The organism is Paraburkholderia sp. EG304 (assembly GCF_046543485.1).
Classification (GTDB): Bacteria; Pseudomonadota; Gammaproteobacteria; order Burkholderiales; family Burkholderiaceae; genus Paraburkholderia; species Paraburkholderia youngii.
Genome location: NZ_JBKGUA010000023.1, coordinates 53,818 through 78,612, shown reverse-complemented (window position 1 = coordinate 78,612; position 24,795 = coordinate 53,818). Strand labels below are relative to the sequence as shown.

Here is a 24,795-nt window from a genome sequence, read left to right as displayed (position 1 = left end):
TCTTTATAAAACTGCAACTAACTGTCAAGGACCGCCGCGCCAGGAGTTCCGGCTTCGCCGCACAGCGGTTAGCAACGCTCCACGGTCAGAGCGAGGCCATCCAGTCGCATCTTCACGTCATCATACTGGCGCAACAGTCGGCTCACGCAAATGAGCGGCTGGCTGCCGCCGCGCGCTTGCGCAGCCAGTTCATGCAGGCGAACAGGGCGATCGCGAATGCCATCAGCAGTGTGGCCACGGCGAGGATCGACGGGTCGATCTGGTCGCGGATGCCGCTCCACATCTGCCGCGGCACGGTGCGCTGCTCGGGGCCGCCAATGAACAGAATGACGATCACCTCGTCGAACGACGTCGCGAAGGCGAACACGCTGCCCGTAGCGACGGCGGGGGTGATCAGCGGCAGCGTGACGCGACGAAACGCGACCCACGGCTGCGCGCCCAAACCCGACGCGGCGCGAAGCAGGCTCTGATCGAACGACAGCAGCGAAGCCGTCACGGTGATCACCACGAAGGGCGTACCGAGCGCCGCATGCGCAAGCACGACGCCAGTGTACGAATTGACCAGCCCGAGCGGCGAAAAGACCAGATAAAACCCCGCCGCGACGACGACGATCGGCACGATCATCGGCGACACGATGATCGGCATGATGATCGAACGGTACGGAAACTGCGCGCGGCTCAAGCCGAGCGCGGCCAGCGTGCCCAGCACCGTCGCGATCAGCGTCGACGCCGCGCCAATGCCGATGCTGTTCGCAAACGCGCGTTGCCAGTCCGGCGAACTCAGCGCCTGCGCGTACCAGCGCAGCGAGAAGCCCTGCATCGGGTACGAGAAGAACGAGCCGGAGTTGAACGACAGCGGCACGATCGCGAGGATCGGCGCGACGAGGAAAAAGAAAATCAGCGCGCAATGCACGCGCAGTCCGGCGCCAGCGATGCGTTCCGAGAGTAGCCGGGTTCGTCCGTCTTTCATCTGAGTCTGCCTGTTGATCAACTATCCGAATGAGCGACAACTACTTGGCGGCGCTTGCGCGGCGCGTCAGCCGAAGCGCAAGCGGTCGATACCGACCAGCCGGTTGAAGATGAAATAGAACACCGCTGTAAATGCGATCAGATAGCACGACAGCGCACCCGCGAGTCCCCAGTTGAGCTGATCGTTGGTCTGCGACGCGATCAGCTGGCTGATCATTTCGTCGCCGGCGCCGCCTAGCAGGGCGGGGGTGATGTAATAGCCGAGCGCGAGCACGAACACGAGAAAACATCCCGCGCCGACACCCGGCAGCGTCTGCGGGATATACACACGCGCGAAGGCCACGGCCGGATGCGCGCCGAGCGATTTCGCCGCGCGCATGTACACGGGCGGCACGCCTTTCATGACCGAGAAGATCGCGAGGATCATGTAGGGCAGCAGGATATGCGTCATGCCGATCAACACACCCGTGCGATTGAAAATCAGCGGCAGCGGATGGTTGATGATGCCGAAGCGGAGCAACGCGCTATTGATCACGCCACCGGGTTGCAGCAGCACATACCACGCGGTGGTGCGCACCAGCAGCGAGGTCCAGAACGGCACGATCACGAACAGAATCAGCCGGTTGCTCTGGTTCTCCGGCAGCGTCGCGAGCAGATACGCGACCGGGTAGCCCAGCACCAGGCACAGCAGCGTGACCGTCGCACTGATCGTGACCGTGCGCCCGAACGCCGCGCGGAAGATGGCGCTGTCCGCCGCGACGGACGTCACCGAACCGTCAGGCGCGACTTGCGCGTCGACGGCGTTCAGCAAATAGTCGGGTGTGGGCGAGATCGACGCACGCTTGAGCAGACGCCAGGTTTCCGGCGTGTTCCAGCGTTCGTCCAGATCGATCAGGGCGGGTTTCCATTGCGCGGGTGTTTCCGAACGTGTGGCACGCGCCGTCTTGAACAGCAGGCTGCGGAACTCCGGCTGATAGAAGTTCATGCGCCGCGCGATATTGCCGAGCTGGCCGGATTCGCTGGCGCCCTTCAGGTCGTGCGCGAGTGCGGCGAACGCCGGTTCGCCGGGCGCGCCCGCGCCGTCCCATCCGGCCAGCGCGGCGCTCAACTGCGGCATGCCGGTGCGCACTTCAGGATTTCGCACGCTGCGCGCGAGCAGGCTGGCGATCGGTGCGACGAACGTCACCAGCAGAAAGATCAGCAACGGCAAAGCCAGCAGCAATGCGCGCATCGCGGCCTTGCGGCGCGCAGCCCGGAACGACTCGCGGTTCGCGGCCTGCGGGCCGCGGCCGAAAGGGGCGGTGGATGGCAGCGGCGTATTCATCGTGCTCGATCTCTCGGGTGACGTTCGTTCGATCCGGCGTTACTGCGTCAGCCAGTTCTGGAACCGCTTGTTGATCGCATCCGCGTTGTCGGCCCAGAACGTCGCGTTAATCTGCAGCGGACGCTTGAAGTTGTCCGGTGCCGTCGGCAGATCGTTCAGACGCGCCTTGTCGATCAGCGGAATGGCGTCCTTGCGCGGCGGCGCGTACGCGATGTACTTCGACAGATCCGCATAGGCTTGCGGCGTCGAGGACGCGATGATGAACTTCTGCGCCGCGTCGGCATGCTTCGCACCGTTGACCACCGCCCACCATTCGTAGTCGTACACCTGCGCATCCCAGACGATCTTGAACGGCTTCTTGTCCTTGTGCACGGCGTCGTCGATACGGCCGTTGTACGCCTGCGTCATCACGACCGCGCCGTCGGCGAGCAGCTGTGGCGCCTGCGCACCCGCTTCCCACCAGACGATGCTCGGCTTGATCGTGTCGAGCTTCTTGAACGCGCGGTCGACGCCGGCAGGCGTGGAGAGCGTCTTGTAGACGTCCTTGGGCGCCACGCCATCGGCGATCAGCGCCCATTCCATCGCGACCTTCGGCGACTTGCGCATGCCGCGCTTGCCGGGGTACTTGTTCAGGTCGAAGAAATCGTTGATGGTGGTCGGCGCGGTTTTCAGCTTGCTGCTGTCGTACGCATAGACGGTGGACCACACCATCGCGCTGACGGCGCAATCACTGATCGAGCCCGGCAGGAAGTCGCTGGTGTTGCCGAGGGCCTTCCTGTCGAACTTGGCGATCAGGCCTTCGTCGCAGGCGGTGATCGCGTCGTTGGTTTCGAGGTCGATCAGATCCCAGGTCGGGTTCTTCGACTGCTCCATTGCCTGCAGCTTGGCGAGGCCGCCATCGTAGGACTCGGTGGAGAACTGGTTGCCGGTTTTCGCGGTGAACGGTTCGAACCATGCTTTTTTCGCGGCCGCTTCATACGCACCGCCGAAGGTGACGACGGAAATCGTATCGGCCGCGTGAACCGTGGCTGTGGCAAACATCCCGAGCGCGCATGCCCCGAGGGTGGTCCGGAATGACGAGAACGTGGTCTTCATTTCTAGTTGGCTCCTGCGATAAGTGGCGAGGCGGACGAGGGAACGGCAACAGTGGAATAGTCGGCGCCGCCGGACGCGGCGGAGGATTTCGGCGCGGCCGCCATCGCGGGCAGCACCTTGCAGTCGTCGCGTCGCCAGGTCACGGCGGTCTGGCGGCCGAGTGCGGGCAGATCATGATGCTGTGTATTCGGCACCTTGACGACCATGCTTTCGCCATGGCCGAGCTTCAGATGCACGCGATGATGATCGCCGCAGTAGACGAGCTCCTCGACCAGCGCGTGCACCACGTTCATGTTCTGCCGGGTCGCTTCCTGCACGGCTTCGGGCGTTGCGGCGATGTGCGCGCGCTCGGGTCGCAGCGCCAGCACCGCCGCATCGCCTGACGCGAGCCCGGCGCCTGGGCGTCCGCGCACCGTGCTGCCGTCGGCCAGTTGCATCGCGGCCCATTCGCCGCCGTCGGAATTGACGCGGCCAGTGAGTCCGTTGTTCTCGCCGACGAAATTGGCAACGAATGCATTCGCCGCGTTTTCGTAGAGTTCGGTCGGCGTGGCGGCCTGCTGGATGCGTCCATCGGAAAACACGGCGACGCGGTTCGACATCGTCAGCGCTTCGTTCTGGTCGTGGGTCACGTAGACGATCGTCAGCGACAGTTCGCGATGCAGCCGCATGATTTCGTATTGCATGGTTTCGCGCAGGCGCTTGTCGAGCGCGCCGAGCGGCTCGTCCATCAGCACCACGCTCGGCTCGAAAACCAGCGCGCGGGCCAGCGCGACACGCTGCTGCTGGCCACCCGAGAGTTGCGACGGACGCCGCCCCGCCAGATGCGACAACTCCACCATGTCGAGCACGCGCGTCACGCGCGTTTTCTGTTCGCTGCGGCTGACCTTGCGCACGGACAGCGGAAACGCGACGTTCTCGGCAATCGTCATGTGCGGGAACAGCGCATAGTTCTGAAACACCATGCCGATATCGCGCCGATGCGGCGGCTTGTCGTCCAGGCGCTTACCGGCGAGGCGGATTTCGCCGCGGGTCGGCGATTCGAATCCCGCCAGCATCATCAGTGTCGTGGTCTTGCCGGAACCGGACGGACCGAGCAGCGAAACGAATTCACCGTGCCCGACGTCGAGATCGAGTCCCTCGACGACGCTATGCACGCCGTCGTATGACTTGCTGACGCCGTCGAACGAGATAAATGGTTGGCTTGACATGGGCATCTCGGCAGAGTGTTGGCGGTCTACGTGGGGCGGCGGATCACGTCGCGCCCACGCGTCCCGCCAGGTAGCGGGCGAAGTCGTAATTCGGCCGTTCGAGTGGGCTCAGATGACCGGGCTTCGCGAGTGGCGCGTGCACGCCGCGAAACACCGCCTCGACGCCGCGCCGGTCCTCGGCATTGACTTCGTCGAGCAGGGTCTTGAGCGTAGACATGTACTCGGCGGCGCGCGGATCGTCGACGAATTCCGGCGCGAGGCCGCCGCCAAAGCGGATATGCACTTGGCCGACGCCGCGCGGCTGCAGGATCAGATACCAGAAGTAGCCGGGCGTCAGCGTGATCAGGTGGGTCGGGTAGATCGCCAGCAGCGCGGTGGTGCGGCGCCAGTGCCCTTGCAAACGCGTGTTGGCCGGATGCGCGTTGCCGATCGGCAGCGATGCTTCCTTGGTGATCCAGTGATAGTTGAACGCAGGCAAACCCGGCGGACATTCCATTTCTTCGAGCTTCGAGTGCGGTCCGACCGTTGCGCGATGCAGCATCGGCAGGTGGTAGCTCTCCATGAAATTTTCCGCGAGGATCTTCCAGTTGGTGTCCCACACGTGTTCCTCGTGGAAGGTCTCGACGTAGTCGCCCATGCCGTATGGCGCGATCAGCTTCGCCAGTTCGGACAGATGCGATTCGACCGAAGGCGCGTGCGCGTTGAGCGTGACGTAAATCCAGCCTTGCCACCTCTCGCAGCGCACGGCAGGCAGCCTGTATTGGTCTTTGCAGAAGCCCGGTTGCTGATCCATCAACGGCGCGCCCGCGAGCGAGCCATCGAGCGTGTAGTTCCATGCGTGATATGGACACACGATCCGGCGCACGTTGCCGCGCCCTTCGAGCAGGACCGACATGCGGTGCAGGCACACATTCGAGAATGCGCGTAGCGCACCGCTCGCATCGCGCAGCACGAACACCGGCTGGTCGTCGATCTGCGCAGTCAGATAGTCGCCGGTCTCTGCCAGCGCGCTCGCGCGGCCCACGCACAACCACTCGTTGCGAAACACGTCGCGCTGCTCGAGCGCGAGAAACGCCTCCGACGTGTAGACGGCCGGCGGCATCGCGTGTGCATCCTCGAACGGACGCTCGCAGTTCTCGCGCAGCGCGTGAACGATGTCGAGCTCAGTGTCCGTCGACTGAAGAATGGCTGACATAGGGGCCCCCCATCAGTGTTTGCATCCGATGAGCACCAATCTAACAATCCAAATTACTAGGTAAAATATTGTTTTTGCATGCAGCGCATAGCACATGGCTATGCAGTGACACTTGCGGGCTCCTGTTAGCTGATGCGCAATCGCCGGATATACGTTTCACAGAATGCCGAAAAGCGTTTCACAACCTCGCGCGGCTTGACGGCGCCCGATAGCGCAATGCCAAGCGTCGTCGCATTGACACTCTCCCTGAAATGTTTAATCACGAAGTCTTCGCCGTCCACAGTCCGGGTCGACTTCAGCGGGAAGTTGAGTATGCTGTAACCCAAGCCGTTGGCGACCATGCCACGCACCACTTCAGGCTGTGACGAGCGGAACGCCGCAGTAGGGCGGCTGCCGACCGCGTCGAACAGCGCGGAGAAGTACTCGCGGCTATGCGGAAGATCCAGCATCACATAGGGCTCGGGCAGCAGATCGGCCAGCGACACCTGGCGCGCCCGTGCAAGCCTGTGTGTTTTGGGCAGGATGACATACGGGGGCAGCGAAAGCAGCGGGGTAAACGCGATTCCATCGGTGATATCGAGGCTGTAGGTCAGCGCGATATCGAGCGAGCCGTCGTGCAGGCCGCTCAAAAGCGTGTCCTGATGCGCTTCCGTGGTACGGAAGGTGATCGCCGAATAATCCTGCACGAAGCGGCTGATGATGCCGGGCATCAGCGGCGGCGCCAGCGACACCATGCAGCCGAGCGAAATGGAGCCCGACATGCCGCCGTCGATTTCGGTTGCGGTCAGCTGTAATTCTTCGGCGTTCTGAAGCAGATTGCGAGCGTGGCCGAGCAGATCGCGGCCCGGTTGCGTGAGCGACAACCCGCTCGCGTGATGGCGGATGAACAGCTGGACGCCGAACGATTCCTCCAGATCCGCGAGCGACGTCGAGATAGACGGCTGCGAGATGTGCAGCCGCTTTGCCGCGGCGGTGAACGAAAGCGTTTCGGCCGTGACGACAAAATACCTGAGCTGACGCAACGAGTAGCGGATCGAGGTGCCGTCCATCAATTGCTCCGTGTTCGGTCGAACCGATTGTCGCTCGACAATTTTCGATTGCATAGCGAAAAACGATGCAGAGCATTTTTAAAATATAGTTTTTGTTGGCCGCCGCGCGGCGTACATTCTGTCCGACCGAGAGACCCGAATCCAGAGCGTATTTCAGAAGGAGAAGGCCATGGCGGCTGAAAAATTGTCGATCGACACGCTGGTCATTGGCGCGGGTCAGGCTGGCGTGGCGATGAGCGAACATCTGAGCAAACTCGGCGTGCCCCATCTCGTGCTGGAGCGCGACCGCATCGCGGAACGCTGGCGCACCTGCCGCTGGGACTCGTTGGTCGCGAATGGTCCCGCCTGGCACGACCGCTTCCCTAATATGGAGTTCGAAGGACTCGATCCCGATGGCTTCGCCGGCAAGGATCTGGTCGCCGAGTACTTCGAAGCCTATGCGCGCATGTTCAATGCGCCGATCCGCACCGGCGTCGAAGTCACGAGCGTCGAGCGTCTGAAGGGCCGGGCAGGATTTGCGGTCGCAACGTCCGACGGCACGATCGAAGCTCGTCGCGTCGTCGTTGCGACCGGGCCGTTCCAGCGTCCCGTCATTCCCCCCATCGCGCCGCAGGACCTCGAACTCACGCAGCTTCATTCGGCCCACTATCGGAACCCTGAGCAACTGCCCGAGGGCGCGGTGCTCGTGGTGGGCGCGGGGTCGTCCGGCGTGCAGATCGCCGACGAACTGCAACGCTCGGGCCGTAAGGTTTATCTGTCCGTCGGCGCGCATGACCGTCCGCCGCGCGCCTATCGCGGCCGCGATTTCTGCTGGTGGCTGGGTGTGCTCGGTGAATGGGACAAGGAAGTCGCGGTGCCGGGACGCGAGCATGTGACGATCGCCGTCAGCGGCGCATACGGCGGCCAGACCATCGATTTTCGCCGGCTCGCGCAGCGCGGCATGACGCTCGTCGGCACCACGAAATCGTTCGCGAATCGCGTTGTGACCTTCGAACCCGACCTCGCCGTCAATCTGAAGCGTGGCGACGAATACCTGATGTCGCTGCTCGACACCGCCGACGCCTACATCGAGCGCAACGGCGTCGACCTGCCGGAAGACCCCGACGCACGGCTGATTCCACCGGACCCGGAGTGCGTGACGCATCCGCTGCCGGAACTGGATCTGAGGAACGCGGGGGTTAGCACGATCATCTGGGCCACCGGCTATGCGGTCGATTTCAGCTGGCTGCACGTGAACGCGTTCGACGATAAAGGCAAGCCGCAGCATCAACGCGGCGTATCGAAGGAGCCTGGCGTGTATTTCCTCGGCTTGCCGTGGTTGTCGCGGCGCGCGTCGTCGTTTATCTGGGGCGTCTGGCACGACGCCAGGCACATCGCCGATCACATCGTCACGCAGCGCAAATATCTCGCCTATCGCGACGCGTCGCAGCGTCAGCAGGACGCGCGCGGCGCGCATGCCGCGAATGCACCCGATACCGCGTGTGACGCATCGCACGAGCCGAAGACCAAAGAAGTGGGAGTGAACTGATGCCTACCCATACCCGCATCCGTATGTTCAATACGAAGGACACGTACCCGAACCAGTCGCTCGATAACGATCTATGCCAGGCGGTTCGCGCGGGCAATACGGTCTATGTGCGCGGCCAGGTCGGTACGGATTTCGACGGCAACCTGATCGGTCTCGGCGATCCGCGCGCGCAGGCCGAGCAGGCGATGAAGAACGTCAAGCAGCTTCTGGAGGAAGCGGGCAGCGACCTGTCGCATATCGTCAAGACGACGACCTACATCACCGATCCTCGTTATCGCGAGCCGGTGTATCAGGAAGTCGGCAAGTGGCTGAAGGGCGTGTATCCGATTTCGACGGGGCTTTGCGTCAGCGCGCTCGGCCAGCCGCAGTGGCTGATGGAAATCGACGTGATCGCCGTGATTCCGGACAACTGGACGCCGACGCAGGCTTAAAGGGATTCCCATGACATTCTCGATCGTCGGACGTTGTGAGAAGACGGGTCAACTCGGTATCGCGATCAGTTCGTCGAGCATTGCGGTGGGTGCGCGGTGTCCGTGGGTGCGCGCGGGCGTCGGTGCGGTGGCGACGCAGAACGTGACGCTGCCCGCGCTCGGCCCGCAGATTCTCGATCTGCTCGAAAGCGAGCGTATCGCGCCGGATGCGGCGCTCGAACGGGCGCTGGGCGCGAGCGAATGGAGCGAGTACCGGCAGGTGACGGTGGTCGACAGCGAAGGTCGAACCGCGCTGTTCACCGGCAAGGAAGCCCTCGGCGTGCATCACGCGGTCGCGGGAAATCAGTGTGTGGCAGCGGGTAATCTGCTCGCCGGCAAGCCGGTGATCGACGCGATGGTGAAAGCGTTCGAGAGCGCACAAGGCGCGCTCGCCGATCGTCTGCTGCACGCGATGGATGCTGCCGTCGAAGCAGGCGGAGAAGCCGGACCCGTGCATTCGGCGGCTCTGAAGATCGTCGATACACACGTCTGGCCGGTCGTCGATCTGCGTGTCGATTGGGCGGATGACGATCCGATCGGCAAACTCGACGCGCTATGGCAAGCGTATCGGCCGCAGATGCGGGACTACATCGCGCGTGCGTTGAATCCGACCGCGGCGCCGAGCTACGGAGTGCCCGGCGATGAGTGAGCTGTCGAGCCGTGCGCTGCTCGAACGGCTGATCGGTTTTGCGACCGTCAGCCGCGACTCCAATCTGGAGCTGATCGGCTTCGTCCAGCAATACCTCGCGGATCTAGGTGTGGAAAGCGAGCTGTTCCATAACGACGATCGCACCAAGGCAAATCTGTTCGCCACCATCGGGCCGCGAGACCGTGGTGGCATCGTGCTCTCCGGGCATACCGATGTGGTGCCCGTCGACGGTCAGGCGTGGACCGTGGACCCGTTTCGTCTCACCGAGAAAGACGGGCGTCTGTACGGACGCGGCACGGCGGATATGAAAGGCTACATCGCGTCCGTGCTGGCGGCAGTGCCCGCATTCCTGAGGCTGAAGCTCGAAGTGCCGGTGCATCTCGCGTTTTCATACGATGAGGAAGTGGGCTGTCTCGGCGTGCGGCCGATGCTGGCCGAACTCGAAAAGCGCGCGCATAGGCCGCGCATGTGTCTGATTGGCGAGCCGACCGAATTGAAACCGGTGCTCGGCCACAAGAGCAAGCTCGCGATGCGCTGCCACGTGAAGGGCGCGGCATGTCATTCCGCGTACGCGCCGCAGGGCGTCAACGCGATTCAATACGCGGCGCGGCTGATCAACCGGCTCGAGCAGATTGGCGACGAACTCGCGCAGCCGGAACACCATGACGCGCGTTTCGATCCGCCGTTCTCGACGGTGCAGACCGGTGTCATCAAGGGCGGACGCGCGCTGAATATCGTGCCCGCCGAATGCGAGTTCGATTTCGAAGTGCGGGGCGTGCCGGGCTTCGATCCCAACAGGGTGGTGGACCAACTGCAAACCTACGCGGCAAGCGAACTGCTGCCGAAGATGCGCGCGGTGCAGCCCGATACCGATGTCCGCGTGCAAATGCTGAATGCGTATCCTGGACTCGCGACTTCGCCCGATAGCGACGTGGCACGCCTGCTCGCGCTGTTGAGCGGATCGAAACAATACGAAACGGTCGCCTTTGGTACGGAAGGCGGACTGTTCACGCAGGCGGGCATTGCAACCGTGGTCTGTGGACCCGGCAGCATGGATCAGGGCCACAAGCCGGATGAGTTCATCACGGTCGAACAACTGAACCGGTGCGACGCGATGTTCGCGCGCCTCGCTGAACATCTACGAAGCGTGAAGTAGCCCGGGCTCATCGCGACACACGCTCTACCGCTTCGAGCACGAAATGCGCGACCACGACCACGCCGGTGGTCAGGGTCGCGAGCCAGCACAGCGCGCGTAAAGACCAATGCGCGACGAGTTCGCCGACCGCTTCGCGTTTCGCACTCAGCAGTACGAGAAGCACCAGCACGGGCGTAATCGTCATACCGTTGACGACGGCGCTCCAGTACAGCGCCTTGACAGGATCGACGCGCCACAGGCCGAGCGCGAGACCAAGCAGCGTCCCGAGCCCCGCGAGCGCAATCAGCAAAACGGCAATGCGCCGATCACGCTGTTTGCCGTGGGGCCAGTCGAACGAACTCGCGACAGCTTGCGCAGCCGAGCCGGCAAGCGGAGGTAGTGCGAGCAGCGCCGAGCCGACCAGCGCAAGCCCGAGCAGCGGGCCGGCATAGCCCTTCAGCAGCGGTTCGAGCGCTCGCGAAAGCTCCGTGGACTCGCCGGGCTGCGTCTGTGCGCCATGCAGCGTCGCCGCAGCCGCAATCATCATGCACGATGCCGCCACGCTCGATAACGCGGTGCGCATCAAGGTCTGGTTACGCAATCGGCGAAGCTGCTGCGACGAACGTCGATCGCCCCGCGCGGCGTGCTGTTGGTGCTGCCGATGTTCTTGCTGGGCTTCCTGCTCGGCCTGCGAAAAAAGCAGATACGGACTCATCGTCGTACCGAGCACGGCCATCAGCATGGTCACGAACTCTTCTTTCCACTCGACGTGTGGCACCAGAGAGCGCAGCACGACCGTGTGCCACGGCACATCGACGATCAGCAGCACGCCGACGTACGCGAACATCGGCAGCATCAACCATTTGAGCACCTGCGCATAGCGCGCATACGGAATGAACCACTGCAGTGCAATCGACGTGCAACCGCATGCGAGCGCGAGCAACAAGAGCGGCCCATGCGTGAAGCGTTGGATAACTGCGGCCATCGCCATCACATTGACGGCGATGTTCAGCGTGTTCGCAATCACGAAGCGCGCCACAGCGAAATAGAAGAACACCGGCGAATAGTGGGTGCGCATGTTCGCCGTCAGGCCATGTCCGGTGACGGCGGCGACGCGCGCCGAGACCAGTTGCAGCGCAACCATCGACGGATACGACAGTATGCAGGTCCACAGCATGTCGTAGCCGTACCACGCGCCCGCGAGTGAATAGGTGGCGATGCCGCTGGGGTCGTTATCGCAACCGAGACTTGCCAGCCCCGGTCCGAGATCGGCGGCCCACGAGCGGGCAGGCTGCGACGATGAAGCGGGCGCACTACCTTGTGCGGTGCGGGACGCGGTGCGTCTGTCGGGGGGAGAGTGCATGCGGCTGATCGTCCGAAACCGGGGATGCTGTAGCGCTCGCACGAAACGTTCCTTCGTCGAATCGAACCGTTGGCTGCGCCGACTACCACCCCATGCGCGAAGCCCCGATGGTCGCCACCACTGAAGCGCTAACCGGTGCTATATTTTTTGCGTCGTCATTTCTATGACTATTGCTACCGCGCGCCACATGCAGCAGACCATGCCGACGGTAAAACCGGACATGTCGGAGATTCCGCCGTTAATGACACTCGAAGAGAATGCGCATCGCATGCCCACTCGCGCCGCAACCTCAGGGGTCGTGCGCTAATGGAAACCAGCGACTACGACGGCTACACGTTGTGGGGGCATGCCATCCTTCAGCAGGAAGGCGAGGGCATCCTGCAACCGGAGCGCTATGCGGCGAGCGGAACCATCACTCGGGGCGGAAAGCTGGTCGAAGCGTCGGGCATTCTCGGACTATTCGATAGCGAGGAAGAAGCCCACCATGCAGGCCTCGATTGGGCACGCGCGTGGGTGGATGCGCATGGATGAGCGCGAGCGTGGCCGTGGGCTACGTTTCCCGCTTGCTGCGTCCATACAGCAGCAGCATCGCCGCTATCACCACGCCGTAGATGATCTGACGTCCCGCCTCCGGCATCTGCGCGACTGAAAGGATCGACTGCAGCAGCGTGATCAGGATCGCGCCCGCTACCGTGCCGAGGTATGAACCTCGGCCACCCAGAATCGACGTGCCGCCGAGCACGACTGCCGCGATCGCCGGCAGCAGGTAGGCATCGCCCATCGACTGCGCTGCCTTCGATGCATAGCCGGCGAGCAAGACGCCACCGAACGCCGCGAATCCGCTGCACACCGCAAATGCGGCCACGGTCACGAGCCGCGTATTGATGCCGGACAGATACGCGGCGCGCTCGGTATTGCCGATCGCGTACAGCGTGCGGCCGAAGGTCGTCCGCGACAGCAGGAACACCGTGGCGCCGCCGATCACCACCCACAGCGCAACGGCATTCGGCACGCCCGGTACGAGCCAGCCCGCCGCGAGCCATCGCATCACCTGTGGCGCGGAATCCTGCGGCGACGATCCGCCCGTATAGACGATCATGATGCCCTGCGCGACCGCATTGGTCGCGAGCGTGGCGATCATCGACGGAATGCGCAGAAGAGCAACGAGGATGCCGTTGACGACGCCGATCAGCACGCCGCAACCGATCCCGACCGGAATCGCGAGGATCTGTCCGAGTTCGCCGTGTCCCGCTACCGCGCACGCCATCATTGCGCCGACGGTGATCGTCCATGGCAGCGACAGGTCGATGTGGCCGAGCAGGATCACCATCATCAGGCCGGTCGCGATGATGCCCAGGAACGCGCCGACCTTCAGTTGCAGCAGGATGTACTCAGGCGACGTGAAGCTGCGCGAAAACATCCCGCCGACGAGCAGCAGCGCGACGATGCACGCGAACGCGATCACGATCGGTTTGTCGATTCTGCGCGTGAGCTTCGACACGAAGGTGCTGCGGCCGGTTGTCGAGACGTGGCTCATTGAAACCACTCCAGACGGTTGCGTACCCTGAACAGCCCGCATGCGCCGATCGCGACAGCGAGCAGAAGAATCACACCCTGAAATAGCGGCTGCCACAGCGCATCGACGTTGAATACGAACAGCAGGTCGCCGATCGAGCGAAACGCGAATGCGCCGAAGATCGCGCCGATCGCGCTGCCCTTGCCGCCGAGCAGCGACACGCCGCCTATCACGACCGCCGCGATCGAAAACAGCGTGTACGAATTGGCGCTGCCGAGGCTCGCTTCGCCGGTGTCGGTGAAGAACGTCAGAAACAGGCCGCCGATCGCGGCGAGCAGGCCGGCCAGCGTATAGCTCGCGAACTTCGCGCGGCGGATCGGCATGGCGGACAGAAACGCGGCCGGTTCGGACGAACCGGTCGCGTACGCCGCGCGCCCGATTGCCGAACGTTTGAACGGAACCCAGACGAGCAGTGTGGCTGCGAGCAGAATCAGCAGGCTCGCCGGCAGGACGCCGGCGACCTTGCCGGTAAGTGCGTCGGCGAGGTTCTCGTTGATCGAGCCGCCGGGTACCGGGCGCAGCAGCAGCGCGAGTCCGTAGAAGACCGCGCTCGTCGCGATCGTCGTCACGATCGGCTGCAGCCGGCCGAAAATGATGATCACGCCGTTCAGCGCGCCGCACAGTGCGCCCGCCGCGAGCACGCCCGCGATGCCGAGCGCGCTGTGCAGCGCATCGCCGGTGACGATCCACGAGCCGATGCAATTCGTCAGCACCAGCGTCATGCCGATCGACAGGTCGATGCCGGCCGTCAGCACGACGAGCGCTTGTCCCATCGAGACGAGCGCGAGCAGCACCGCCTTATTCGCCGCGGTCTGAAACACGTTGGCCGACAATGCGGACGGATAGTTGAACAGATAGATCGCGAACATCAGCACGAACAGGCCGAACGCGAACACCGCCCCGCGATTCTCCGCATACCAGTAGCGCAGCCCGCTCATAGCGCGACTCCCGTGGAAGGCGAAACCTGTCCGACGGGCAGGTCCAGTGCGCTGGCGATCAGGTTCTGCTCGGTGATCGCCGAGCCGACGAGTTCCTTCTTGATCCTGCCTTCGTACAGCACCAGCACGCGGTCGCAGCAGCCGATCAGCTCGTCGTAGTCGGTCGAATAGAACACGATCGCCGCGCCCTCGTCGGCGAGGCGCCTGAGCAGCTGATAGAGCTCCTGCTTGGTGCCGACGTCGATACCGCGCGTGGGGTCGCTGAGCAGCAGTATTCGCGGCTGCCGGATCAGCCACTTCGCGATGACCACCTTCTGCTGGTTGCCGCCCGACAGCGAGCCCACCGGCGCATCGACGCTGAACGACTTGATCGCGAGCAGCTCCATCATCCGCTCGACCAGCGACTGCTGGCGGTCGCGATCGATTACGCCGCCGCTGGACATGCGATCGAGCGCGGCAAACGACAGGTTCTCGCGTACCGACATCGGCAGCATCAGGCCTTCGGTCTTGCGGTCCTCGGGGATCAGCGCCATGCCGATTCCGTTGGCGCGCGCGGCCCTCGGGCTGCCGATCGACACCGCTTTGCCGTCGACCTCGATCGTGCCCGCGCAACCGCGCAACACGCCGAACAGCGCGAGCAGCAGTTCGCGCTGGCCTTGTCCGTCGAGGCCGCCCAGGCCGAGGATTTCACCGGGCTTCAACGAAAAGCTGATGCCTTGCAGCGTGTCGTTCCACGCGAGATCACGACACGCGAGAACCGGGGCGGCTGCGCGGCCGTTGGCGGGTTTGGCCGGAAACACATGCTGGTACTTGCGGCCGATCATCATTTCGACGACTTCGTTGTCGGTGCGTGTGCCGGCCTCGAAGCTCATTACATGACGGCCGTTGCGGTAGACCGTGCATTCGTCCGCGAGCGCCTTCACCTCGTGCATCCGGTGCGAGATGAAGAGCAGCGCGAGCCCTTCGTCGCGCAGGCGCTTGAGCACCTCGATCACGCGCGCGACGTCGGCCGCGGTCAGCGCCGATGTAGCTTCGTCGAGGATCAGGATGCGAGGCTCGTGCGCCAGACCCTTGGCAAGCTCGACCATCTGCTGGCGCGACAGCGGCAGGTCCCGGACTTTCGCAAGTGGATTGATGTCGGCGGCGCCCGCTCGGGCGAGCGCCTCCTCCGCCTGGCGGCGCTGGGCCCGGCGGTCGATCATGCCGAAACGTCGCGGCGGGTTCGAAGCGAAGATGTTGTCGGCTACGCTCAAGTCGGGGATCAGCGACAGCTCCTGATACACGCACACGATGCCCGCCGCGTTCGCCTCGGCCGGGGATGCGAACGAGACCTGCCTGCCATCGTAGTGCATCGTGCCTTCGTCGGGCTGCACGACGCCGGACATCACCTTCAGCAACGTGGACTTGCCCGCGCCGTTCTCGCCGAGGATCGCGTGAATGCGGCCCCTCTTCACCGCGAGCTCGGCGTGATCCAGCGCGACCGCGCCGCCGTAGCTTTTCGACACGCCAGACATCTGAAAGAACGGCTGCGCTGCATCCTGCGGCATGCTTCGTCTCCCGTCACATTCCGGCCATCATCCGATCACTGGTTGCCCTGGCTCTGCTTCATGATCTCCTGCGCGGAGAAATTGATGCCGCAAGTCGGAAACGAGTTGCCGACGAAAAAGTTGTCGGAGTCGTTCGGGAAATAGTTGACGCCCGACTTCAACTTCGAATCGTCGGTGACGTCGAGCGGCAGCTTGATCGAGACCGGGATCGTCTGACCGTCCAGCGCGGCGAGCGCCGTCTTGATCGCTACTGCGACCTGCGCTGGACCGGTGCCGGCCGACGTGCACTTCAGGCCCTGGCCCCCGTACTGCGCGCAGAACTTGCGAAAGCCGTTTTCCGTCTCGCCGCCGAAGGGCACGAACGGATGCTTCGCATCGATCATCGCGCGCACGACGCCCGTGTCGCCGCCTTGCGCCGAGATTCCATCGAAATGACCCTGCACGGCGATCGCGTCGGCGGCGGCCTTTTGCGCGACCCCGTCGTCCCACTTGCCGTAGACCTGCACGACGTTCCACTTCTTGCCGGTGTCGTCCAAGGTTTTCATGAAACCATTGTGCCGGTCCGTGTCGACCGACGTGCCCGCCACTCCGCGAACCTCGAGCACCTTGCCGCCGTTCGACAGGTGGTTCGCGAGCCACTTCGCCCACAGCACGCCGAGCCCGTACTGGTCGACGTTGACGTTGATCGCGTCTTCGCTGTCGAGGATGTTGTCGAACGCGATCAGCACGACGCCGGCGTTCTTCGCGCGGCGGATCGCGGGGCCGAACGAGGTGGGATTCTGCGCGTCGACGATGATCGCGTCGTAGCCGGCATCGATGAAGTTGTTGACGGCCGAGATCTGCGCCGGCACGTCCTCGCCGGTCGAGACGACCTTGAACTCCTTGAGCTTCGCGGCGACGGCCGGCTGTGCCGCATAGGCTTTGGCCGTCTTGATCATCTGGATACGCCACGTGTTCGCGATATAGCCGTTCACGAGTGCGATCCGATAGGGCCCATTCTTCTTCGGATACTTGATGTACTTCGTGTCGCTCTTCCACGGGACCATGCATGTGGGATCGCTCGACGGCCCGGAGACGATCGTTGCCTGAGCGAAAGCAGCGCTTGCGCACAGCGTGAATGCCGCGGTCGCCGCCGCTCGTAGCACCTGGATTCCTGAAAGCATGTCGTCTCCTTTTTGTTGGATTGAACTTGCCGATTGCCGGCGAACATGGCGGTCATGAATCGCCGCCGGATTCTGTGCGTGAAGCAGGGAATCTTGCGGGATGTGCTGCGGCGGGGCTGAATTCGGACTCGCCGAAGCAGCGGAACGACTTATTCAAAGGCGCCGCCTCCGAAGCAAAACGAAGGGCCGTCCGAAATCAGTCACGTCTGACAGTACTGGCATACCAATCCGCGCGCGATAGTGGTTTACCACGGCGTTGCGGCGAAGCCGAACGGTCTGAAACCCCTGCTGAATCGGTCCGATGGCCAGGAAGGGTGGCGCCGGGCCCGTGGCGGGCTTATCCGTCAATTGGTGTACCATTTTGTCGAACTCGAACCGATCCTTTGGCCGCTTCGAAGCTTTCGGGAATCCTGAATGGACGAGCTTTCACACACGCCGAACGGCCGCGGTGCAGATGAGGACGCGACCGACCGTTCCTATGTCGGGCTCGCGAAACAGATCTACGATCTGATCGCCGCCGACGACGTCGGGCCGCGTGCGCGCCTGCCTTCCGAGCGCACGCTGGCCGAACGCTTTGGCGTGAGCCGCACACAAGTGAGGGAGGCGATCATCGCGCTGGAAGTGCAGGGCGTGGTCGAGGTTCGTGTCGGCTCCGGCATCTATGTGGCAGACGCGCCGGACCCGCGCTCCGCCATGTTCAAACTGCCGCGCGGGCTAGGCCCGATCGAGACGCTGCGCGCGCGGGTGGTGATCGAAAGCGGGATCGCCGCGTTGGCCGCTACCGAACGCAAGGATTCAGACCTGGACCGGCTGTTCGCCGCGTTGCGCGCGATGCGCGAAAACATGCACGACAAGTCGGCGAACGAGGCCGCTGACCGTGATTTCCATCTGGCGATTGCGCGGGCGACGGGAAACGAAATGCTCCGGCTCGTGGTGACTGCGATGTGGGACAACTCGCGCGCGGACCCGTTGTGGAAAAAGATCGAGGAGCACTTCCATACTCCCGCATTGCGGGCGGCGTCGCAGGACGAGCATCAGCGCATCTTCTCGGCGATCATGGCGCGAGACGCGACCGCTGCGCGCACGGCGATGCAGGCGCATCTGACGCGGGTCATCGGCGAATTCACCCAGGCGTGGCGTTAGCATCGCTCCACTCTGTTCACCTTCTGCCTGGTCACGGTTCTGTTTCGTCGCCAGCGACGTTGTCGAGGAACCGCGCCAGTCGTTCGGTGTCGGCCTTCGTCCAGCCGTCGGGCGGCATCACGCTGGCCCAACCGTTGACGTAATCCTCCGAAGAGTAGTTGTGACCAAAACCCGGCGGCACGGCGAGTTGGTGAATCATGTCGCCCACCGCCTGCACGCCTGAGACGATCGGAAACCAATGCATCGCGCGAGGCATGTCGAAGCCGCGAGGCGGAGCCATCCATTCCGGCGGCCACCAGAACGCGCTGACGCTCCAGAAGACAGCCGGATCGGCTGGATGCTGAAGGTACACGATTCGCGGAGCCGACCAGTCGGCATTCAATGCCACCTGATGCGGATCGCGATTCAGGAACCGTACGACACGCCCCCCATTGAAGACCGGCTGCCAGAAGGGCGACCCGCGATCGCGCTCACGAGTGAGTTGCGCATGGATGAGATTGCTCTGTTTGGCGCCGGCGATCAGCACGCCATCGGTCGCGGCCACCATATTGGCCACCGACGCGGATGCGTCCGCTCCCACGAAAGGCGCTTCCACTCCCGCGGCGCCGAGGCTCTTGCCGAACAGAATGAGCTTCGGCCGCTTTTGCGGTGGGAGCGTCGACCAGCGGGCGCGAACGGCGTTGAAGAGCGTGATACCCGCCACGTCCGCGAGCCCAGCGTCCACGAAGATCGCGTAGCGGCTAGGCAGGAAGGAGTATTGAATCGCCACGATCGCCGTGTCGCCACCGTGCAGTTGCTCCAGCGAGGCGGCGGCTTTGGGCACGATCCAGCCGGTGCCGGTGGGTATCCATACGACCAGTACTTTGCGGTCGAACCCGCCCGCGCGCTCGAGCTCGCGGACCGCAATCCGCGCACGCTGCTCGAGCGAATCCGCGGAACGCACCCCCACGTAGACCCTCACCGGATCTACCAGCCTCGCATCCGCTCCGTGGAACTTCGCCAGCTCCTGCCTGCTTGTCGCCGTTGCGACGAAGTCGCGCCCCATGCGTCCCAAGCTGTCCCATGCGACCAACGACATGCTGCTGCCGGACACCGTGGGCGACGTGGGGGACAGGGTTCCCTCGGTCGTGTTCTCGTTCTTCGGCTCGTGGACGAGATCGGAGCCCGTGGCGAGGGCGGGAAAAGCCACTGCGCGACCGAGCGCCACGCCAATCACGATGATGAGCAGCGCGGTTGCCGGCACGGAGACGATCGACGGCACGTGACCCTGGATCACCCGGTTGACTGCCGCGACACCACGGGCCGCCACTCGCCCGATGACCACCAGCAGCACCGCCGCCAACGGCGACACCACGCTCATCAGCACGCCATCCAACCAGCCGATGCTTGTCATCCCCATGAAACTACGTTGCTCGTTCTGCCAGCCGAGCCATAGCTTCGCGCCAACGAATAGTGCAATGAGCCACGCCGCTGCGAGAACGATCCCTATGCGCCGGCGGATCTCGCTGCCGGGCACGCGCCCCCATCGCTCCAGCAGCCGATTCACCCCGCAGCCAGCCAAAGTGCCTACCCCGTAGCCGATGGCCAGACAAAACGCGCCGACGACGGTTTGCGTTACCCACGACCGCGGAATCAGCGTTGGCGTCAGTGACTGCCACCAGAACACGAGCGCGAGCAACGAGCCGCTGAGCGTCGGCGTCCGAAGTGCGCCTCGAGGCCCGGCGGCTATCGGCTCGTGGGAGTTCCGCATGCGTGCTCGCTCAGATTGGCGCAGCTCGCACTTCGTCCTCGCGATCATCCGCAAAGGAGTCGAAGACACGAGCCGGCTTGATTGGGACGGTGCTTCGGGCCATGCATCGCATTGTATTTAGCTTTCTCCGGGTCGAACAACTCGCGGCCTGCCAGTGACTTATTGGGTCAGCGCGCACGCTGCTTGCTCGTCGTGCTGCGATCGGCTCCCACGACTGAATGCCCGCGACCTGGAAATGAAAGATCGATCCACAATCCTATGCGCACGCGACAGCAAACTGCTCCTGGTCGCTCGCTCGCGCTCGCGCTGGTCGCTGCCCGGCGGCACGATAAAGCGGCTCGAAACCCCGCTGGACGCAGCTCGACGCGAACTGGAGGAAGAAACGAACGTCGTCGAGGTCCACCTGACGTATCTGTTCCAGTTTGGCGGGCTGAACAAGCGGCATCATGTTTTCCTGGCCGAGTTCGCGCGCGACATATCACCTGAGCCCGGCAATGAGATCGTCCAATGCCGATGGTTTACTCCGATCAAGATCGCGACCTTGTCGGCCAGCATACCCACCCGGGAAATCGTCGGTCTGTTCGTTCGGCTCGATGATCGCGGCTATCGGCGCGCTGCCCGCTGAAGACAGGTGCGGCACGGTTTTAGCTACGCGGTTGTGGCAGATGGCCGTTGTAGCGAGGTGCACTGTGAAAAAGGCGTCCTCGAAGAAATTGCCGGCTCCTGACCAACGGGCGCCTCTTCTGGCAGAGCTTCGCCGGCACAAAATGGCTCGATCGGCGTACGACTACGTACGCGGAGGCGCCAGGCGCTTTTATGCGTGGCTCGACAGCCAGGCTCCCGGCGCGTTGTCCGATGGTCCGCCCGTGTGGATCTGTGGCGACTGTCATCTCGGGAATTTCGGCCCGGTCGCGGATGCGGCGGGTCACGTGGCAGTCCAGATCAGGGATCTGGATCAATGCGTGATCGGCAATCCTGTGCACGACCTGCTCAGGCTGGGACTGTCGCTCGCGACCGCCGCGCGCAGCGCGGACTTGCCGGGCGTCATCACCAGTTGCATGGCGGAAGCGCTCATCGACGGCTACCAGAAGGCCTTCGACGACACCCGCAGCAACGAGACGAAGCGGGCGCAACGGCCGGCGGTCGTGCAGGTCGCGATGAAAAGGGCGCTACACCAGTCGTGGCGCAAGCTGGACCGGCAAACGCAGCACGGTTGAATTGACCGTCGCAAACGCAGCGGAATATCTGGAGCACTGCCGGCGCTACGCTGTTGACCGGCGGGGCGAACAGGTCAGATAGAGGAAGGCTCCCGCCGACGCGCCGGTGAGCGCAGGTGCACGTCATTGCCGCTTACGAACGCCGGCCAGCACCCTTGCGAGTTCGTCGATGGTGAACGGTTTGCTCAATGCGGTCCAGCGAAATTGCATCGCTGGCAATTGCGGGTTTGCGTATCCCGACGAAAACACCACATGCAGTGAAGGCGCTCGCGCGGTCGCCTGCTTCGCCAGTTCGATACCGTCGATATCCGGCATGCGCAGGTCCGTGATCAGCACGTCGAAGGGTTCTTTTGCCAGCCACTCGAGCGCCTCATGCGGCGACGTCGTGAATTTCCCCGAATGCCCGAGCAGGCCGATCAGTTCGTTGGTCGCTTGAGCCAGATTCACGTCGTCGTCGACCAGCAGGATACGCAATGGGGTGAGAGGGCCGCCGAGCGCCGCATCGCGCGAAGTCTTACTGCGTACCGGGTCGCCGGCATCGAGCACCTGGCGGATCTTATGCGCAAGCTGCTCGCGGCTGTACGGCTTGCTGAGCAGGTCGACGCCCGGGTCCAGCCTGCCGCCATGGACGATCGCGTTCTGCGTATACCCCGACGTGAAAAGGACCTTCAGATGCGGCAGCAGCCGCAGAGCTTGCGCGACCATGTCCGTGCTGCGAAGCGGACCCGGCATCACGACATCGGAGAAAACCAGATCGATGTGGACGCCGCTGCGCAATACGGCGAGCGCTTCCTCCGCGGCGTCGGCTTTCAGGACCCGGTAACCGAGGTCCGAGAGCGTGTCGAGGGCGGTCGACTGCACGTTCCTGTCGTCTTCCACGACGAGGATCGTTTCCGATCCTCCCTTGGGCGCCGGCGTGACGCGTGGCGGCAGTTCGACTGCCGGCCGGGTCGAGCGGGGCAGATACAGTTTGACCGTCGTGCCGTGCCCGACCTCGCTGTAAATCTTGATATGGCCGCCGCTCTGCTTGACGAAGCCGTAGGCCATGCTGAGCCCGAGACCCGTACCTCTGCCCTCCGGTTTGGTCGTAAAGAAAGGATCGAAAGCGCGATCCACCACGTCCGGCGGCATGCCTGTGCCGGTGTCGGTGACGGCCAGCAGCACGTACTGGCCGGCCTGGATGTCCGGCACCGAAGCGACGTACTCGTCGTCCAGCATCGCATTGGAGAGTTCCATCGTCAGCTTGCCGCCCTCGGACATCGCGTCCCGTGCGTTGATCGCCAGATTGAGGATCACGTTTTCCAGCTGATGGATATCGACGAGCGTGTTCCACAAGCCGCCGGCGACGACCGTTTCCACGTCGATCGTCTCGTCGAGAGCCCGGCGCAGCAGATCGTCCATGCCGCGAAGCGCGGAGGCCAGGTTGATAACGACCGGCTGTAGCGGCTGCCGCCGTCCGAACGCGAGCAGTTGCGACGCGAGTTTCGAGCCGCGCTCGACCGCCGTTATCGCTTTTGCCACGCGCTCGCGAGTCCATTCATCGCGGTAATGCCGGCTGTCGAGCAATTCCAGATTGCCGCGCAGGATTTGCAGCACGTTGTTGAAATCGTGAGCAACGCCGCCCGTCAGTTTGCCGACTGCTTCCATCTTTTGCGACTGGAACAGCGCCTTGCGCGTGTCCTCCAGCATCCGGCTGGCTTCCATACGCTCGGTGATGTCGCGCGTGATTTTCGCAAAGCCGGCCAGCGTCCCCTCTTCGTCGCGGATCGCATCGATCACCACGTGCGCCCAAAAGCGCCGGCCGTCCTTGCGCACCCGCCACCCTTCGGCTTCGAACCGTCCCTCGCTGGCTGCGATCGACAGTCCCCGTTGCGGCAGGCCGGCCGCGGCATCCTCGGGCGTGTAGAAGCGCGACATGTGCGAGCCGATGATTTCGTCGGCGCTGTACCCGTGGATCCGGCGCGCGCCGGCGTTCCAGTTCGTGACGATGCCGGCGGGAGAAAGCATGAAGATCGCGTAGTCCGTCACTCCGTTCACGAGCATGCGAAAGCGCCGTTCGCTCTCGACGACGGCATCGTGCGCGGTCTTCTTGTCCGTCATGTCGCGCACGATCTTGCCGAAGCCGAGCACACGCCCCGTGTCGTCGATCAGAGCGGTGATCACGACATTGGCCCAGAAGCGTGACCCGTCCTTGCGGATGCGCCAGCCTTCGGACTCGGAGCGGCCGGTGCTTCGGGCGATATCGAGCAACGCAGCGGCGCTGCCTTTGTCGCGATCGTCCTGCGTGTGGAAAATGTCGAAACGCTGCCCGATGACTTCGTCAGCCAGAAAGCCATGAATTTTCTCGCCGCCGACATTCCAGGTACGGATGATGCCTTCCGGCGAAAGTCCGATGACCGCGTAGTCGATGACCGAGTCGATCCATCGCTGCGCCCAGTCCTCAGGCATGGATGGCTCGCCTTGCGCGCCGTCTGTTGCTCGGTAGTCGCCGGGTTTCGATTGATTCATGCTATGCGATCCTGGGGAATATGATCTCGTAGCACGTGTTATGCCACAGCTGGGCAGGATCGGGAAATCGGTTCAGGAACCGAGCCAGCCGCGTCGTGCTGGCGGGTTCGATCAGTTCGACGGCACCGGGTTTCAAGGCGCGGGAAGGAACTGGACATCGCCGTACCAGGCGCGCGTCGTGGTAGCGGTATTGTCGGTATCGGTCAGCAGCCCGTAGCCGGTTATTCTCCCTGGCGGTTCGTGAAAGACCCGCTCGTAGTCTTGCACGATATTGCGACGCAGATTTTGCCATTGACCCGCATCGCCGGGCTGACCGGAAACCACGATCATCTGTACGCGGTTCGTGCGAGGGTTCGCAATGACGGTGCCCGGCGCGGCGTTGGTCGACCAGACGTACATCAACGTCGCATAGGGCAGATCTTCGCCGCTCAGCTGTTTGGCCAGCCCCATCTTCGCCCGGTCGAACATCGACAGCTTGCTCTTGTCGCCGTCGAACATGAACATCAGCCGCGCTGGCGCGTCTTCCTTCGACGCGACGCGGTTATCGGCGCCCTCGATCGGCCCCTCTGCTTTCCAGCGCCATGCCACGACGGGTGTGCGCGCGAGGTCGATATTCCCTTCGTGCATCAACGCAGAAGCGGAGCGGTTCGCGTCCGCCTGCAGCACCGTGGTGTGGTCGTCGTGAACCAGCGTGTATTGCGTGATGGGCTTGCCTCGCACCACCGGCAGGTTCTTCCAGCCGGCGGGCAGCGATGCGCCGGGCTCGCTCGTGGAAAAAGCGATACCGGGTTTTTCGTCCTGGGCAAGAACGGGGAGCGGCAACAGCACGAGCGCGACACATGCGGCGATCCAGGCTGGCAGTGCGGTTCGTTTTTGCGCTCGGCGGCTCGAAGGAAGGTGCATGGCGGTCGCATTCGTCTTTTGGATAGCAACCATTGTAATAGGCTGCGCGGGCGACATTTCAGCGG

Annotated in this window: 21 protein-coding genes and 1 pseudogene; 8 read left to right on the top strand and 14 right to left on the bottom strand. The window is 63.6% G+C overall.

What is annotated here, in order from left to right; translation table 11 throughout:
- Positions 1-142: 142 nt before the first annotated feature.
- The 6 genes from ACLFKU_RS25375 to ACLFKU_RS25350 form a co-directional block, all read right to left on the bottom strand.
- Positions 143-970, bottom strand: coding sequence for an ABC transporter permease (locus tag ACLFKU_RS25375; protein ID WP_368581355.1), 828 nt, complete (start codon positions 968-970; stop codon positions 143-145).
- 66 nt (positions 971-1,036) lie between these two features.
- A complete protein-coding gene (locus ACLFKU_RS25370) occupies positions 1,037-2,293 on the bottom strand; it encodes an ABC transporter permease (protein ID WP_410850898.1) in 1,257 nt (418 codons plus the stop codon).
- Positions 2,294-2,332: 39 nt separating this feature from the next.
- On the bottom strand, positions 2,333-3,388 hold the full coding sequence (locus ACLFKU_RS25365; RefSeq protein WP_368581357.1) for an ABC transporter substrate-binding protein: 1,056 nt from the start codon (positions 3,386-3,388) through the stop codon (positions 2,333-2,335).
- Between the two features lie 2 nt (positions 3,389-3,390).
- A complete protein-coding gene (locus ACLFKU_RS25360; RefSeq protein WP_410850897.1) occupies positions 3,391-4,596 on the bottom strand; it encodes an ABC transporter ATP-binding protein in 1,206 nt (401 codons plus the stop codon).
- 43 nt (positions 4,597-4,639) lie between these two features.
- Complete coding sequence (locus tag ACLFKU_RS25355) at positions 4,640-5,791, bottom strand: SRPBCC family protein (RefSeq protein WP_410850896.1); 1,152 nt, start codon at positions 5,789-5,791, stop codon at positions 4,640-4,642.
- Positions 5,792-5,916: 125 nt separating this feature from the next.
- Positions 5,917-6,840 carry a LysR substrate-binding domain-containing protein gene (locus ACLFKU_RS25350; RefSeq protein WP_368581360.1) on the bottom strand — a complete coding sequence of 308 codons (924 nt, stop codon included), beginning with the start codon at positions 6,838-6,840 and terminating at the stop codon, positions 5,917-5,919.
- Between the two features lie 169 nt (positions 6,841-7,009).
- On the opposite strand from ACLFKU_RS25350, the gene ACLFKU_RS25345 reads away from it, so the two are divergent.
- Genes ACLFKU_RS25345 through argE form a run of 4 tightly spaced genes read left to right on the top strand, consistent with a single transcriptional unit; the run spans position 7,010 to position 10,643 of the window.
- A complete protein-coding gene (locus ACLFKU_RS25345; protein WP_410850895.1) occupies positions 7,010-8,368 on the top strand; it encodes a flavin-containing monooxygenase in 1,359 nt (452 codons plus the stop codon).
- On the top strand, positions 8,368-8,799 hold the full coding sequence (locus tag ACLFKU_RS25340) for a RidA family protein (protein ID WP_410850894.1): 432 nt from the start codon (positions 8,368-8,370) through the stop codon (positions 8,797-8,799). The genes ACLFKU_RS25345 and ACLFKU_RS25340 overlap by 1 nt, the downstream gene beginning before the upstream one ends.
- Before the next feature lie 10 nt (positions 8,800-8,809).
- Entirely contained in the window at positions 8,810-9,487 is a 678-nt protein-coding gene (locus tag ACLFKU_RS25335; protein ID WP_410850893.1) for a DUF1028 domain-containing protein, read from the top strand.
- The gene (gene argE, locus ACLFKU_RS25330; RefSeq protein ID WP_410850892.1) at positions 9,480-10,643 is read left to right on the top strand and encodes an acetylornithine deacetylase; all 1,164 of its coding nucleotides are present in this window, start codon (positions 9,480-9,482) and stop codon (positions 10,641-10,643) included. The genes ACLFKU_RS25335 and argE overlap by 8 nt, the downstream gene beginning before the upstream one ends.
- Before the next feature lie 7 nt (positions 10,644-10,650).
- Here argE and ACLFKU_RS25325 read toward each other — a convergent pair whose 3' ends face one another.
- Complete coding sequence (locus ACLFKU_RS25325; RefSeq protein WP_410850891.1) at positions 10,651-11,985, bottom strand: NRAMP family divalent metal transporter; 1,335 nt, start codon at positions 11,983-11,985, stop codon at positions 10,651-10,653.
- Positions 11,986-12,291: 306 nt separating this feature from the next.
- Between ACLFKU_RS25325 and ACLFKU_RS25320 the strand changes: the two genes are divergently transcribed.
- Positions 12,292-12,516 carry a hypothetical protein gene (locus ACLFKU_RS25320; protein ID WP_176111200.1) on the top strand — a complete coding sequence of 75 codons (225 nt, stop codon included), beginning with the start codon at positions 12,292-12,294 and terminating at the stop codon, positions 12,514-12,516.
- 19 nt (positions 12,517-12,535) lie between these two features.
- On the opposite strand, the gene ACLFKU_RS25315 is transcribed toward ACLFKU_RS25320, so the two are convergent.
- From ACLFKU_RS25315 to ACLFKU_RS25300, 4 genes are read right to left on the bottom strand one after another with little or no spacing between them, the layout of a single operon-like run.
- Positions 12,536-13,522, bottom strand: a complete 987-nt coding sequence (locus ACLFKU_RS25315; RefSeq protein ID WP_410850890.1) for an ABC transporter permease — start codon at positions 13,520-13,522, stop codon at positions 12,536-12,538.
- Positions 13,519-14,499, bottom strand: coding sequence for an ABC transporter permease (locus tag ACLFKU_RS25310; protein ID WP_410850889.1), 981 nt, complete (start codon positions 14,497-14,499; stop codon positions 13,519-13,521). The genes ACLFKU_RS25315 and ACLFKU_RS25310 overlap by 4 nt, the downstream gene beginning before the upstream one ends.
- A complete protein-coding gene (locus tag ACLFKU_RS25305; RefSeq protein ID WP_410850888.1) occupies positions 14,496-16,046 on the bottom strand; it encodes a sugar ABC transporter ATP-binding protein in 1,551 nt (516 codons plus the stop codon). The genes ACLFKU_RS25310 and ACLFKU_RS25305 overlap by 4 nt, the downstream gene beginning before the upstream one ends.
- Before the next feature lie 35 nt (positions 16,047-16,081).
- Positions 16,082-17,209: a sugar ABC transporter substrate-binding protein gene (locus ACLFKU_RS25300; RefSeq protein ID WP_368581369.1), complete on the bottom strand. Its 1,128-nt coding sequence runs from the start codon at positions 17,207-17,209 to the stop codon at positions 16,082-16,084.
- Between the two features lie 414 nt (positions 17,210-17,623).
- On the opposite strand from ACLFKU_RS25300, the gene ACLFKU_RS25295 reads away from it, so the two are divergent.
- The gene (locus ACLFKU_RS25295; RefSeq protein ID WP_368581370.1) at positions 17,624-18,352 is read left to right on the top strand and encodes a FadR/GntR family transcriptional regulator; all 729 of its coding nucleotides are present in this window, start codon (positions 17,624-17,626) and stop codon (positions 18,350-18,352) included.
- A gap of 31 nt (positions 18,353-18,383) precedes the next feature.
- Here the strand turns inward: ACLFKU_RS25295 and ACLFKU_RS25290 are convergent, their stop codons facing one another.
- On the bottom strand, positions 18,384-20,030 hold the full coding sequence (locus tag ACLFKU_RS25290; protein ID WP_410850887.1) for an alpha/beta-hydrolase family protein: 1,647 nt from the start codon (positions 20,028-20,030) through the stop codon (positions 18,384-18,386).
- A gap of 307 nt (positions 20,031-20,337) precedes the next feature.
- Here ACLFKU_RS25290 and ACLFKU_RS25285 point away from each other — a divergent pair, with 307 nt between their 5' ends.
- Both ACLFKU_RS25285 and ACLFKU_RS25280 read left to right on the top strand, forming a co-directional pair.
- Entirely contained in the window at positions 20,338-20,727 is a 390-nt protein-coding gene (locus ACLFKU_RS25285) for an NUDIX hydrolase (RefSeq protein ID WP_368581372.1), read from the top strand.
- Positions 20,728-20,767: 40 nt separating this feature from the next.
- Positions 20,768-21,307, top strand: a pseudogene (locus ACLFKU_RS25280) (DUF2252 family protein); the annotation flags it as partial.
- Between the two features lie 135 nt (positions 21,308-21,442).
- On the opposite strand, the gene ACLFKU_RS25275 reads toward ACLFKU_RS25280, so the two are convergent.
- Together ACLFKU_RS25275 and ACLFKU_RS25270 are read right to left on the bottom strand one after the other, a co-directional pair.
- Positions 21,443-23,767, bottom strand: a complete 2,325-nt coding sequence (locus tag ACLFKU_RS25275; RefSeq protein ID WP_410850922.1) for a PAS domain S-box protein — start codon at positions 23,765-23,767, stop codon at positions 21,443-21,445.
- A 192-nt stretch (positions 23,768-23,959) separates the two neighbouring features.
- Positions 23,960-24,730 carry a DUF3047 domain-containing protein gene (locus ACLFKU_RS25270; RefSeq protein WP_410850886.1) on the bottom strand — a complete coding sequence of 257 codons (771 nt, stop codon included), beginning with the start codon at positions 24,728-24,730 and terminating at the stop codon, positions 23,960-23,962.
- Positions 24,731-24,795: the final 65 nt, after the last annotated feature.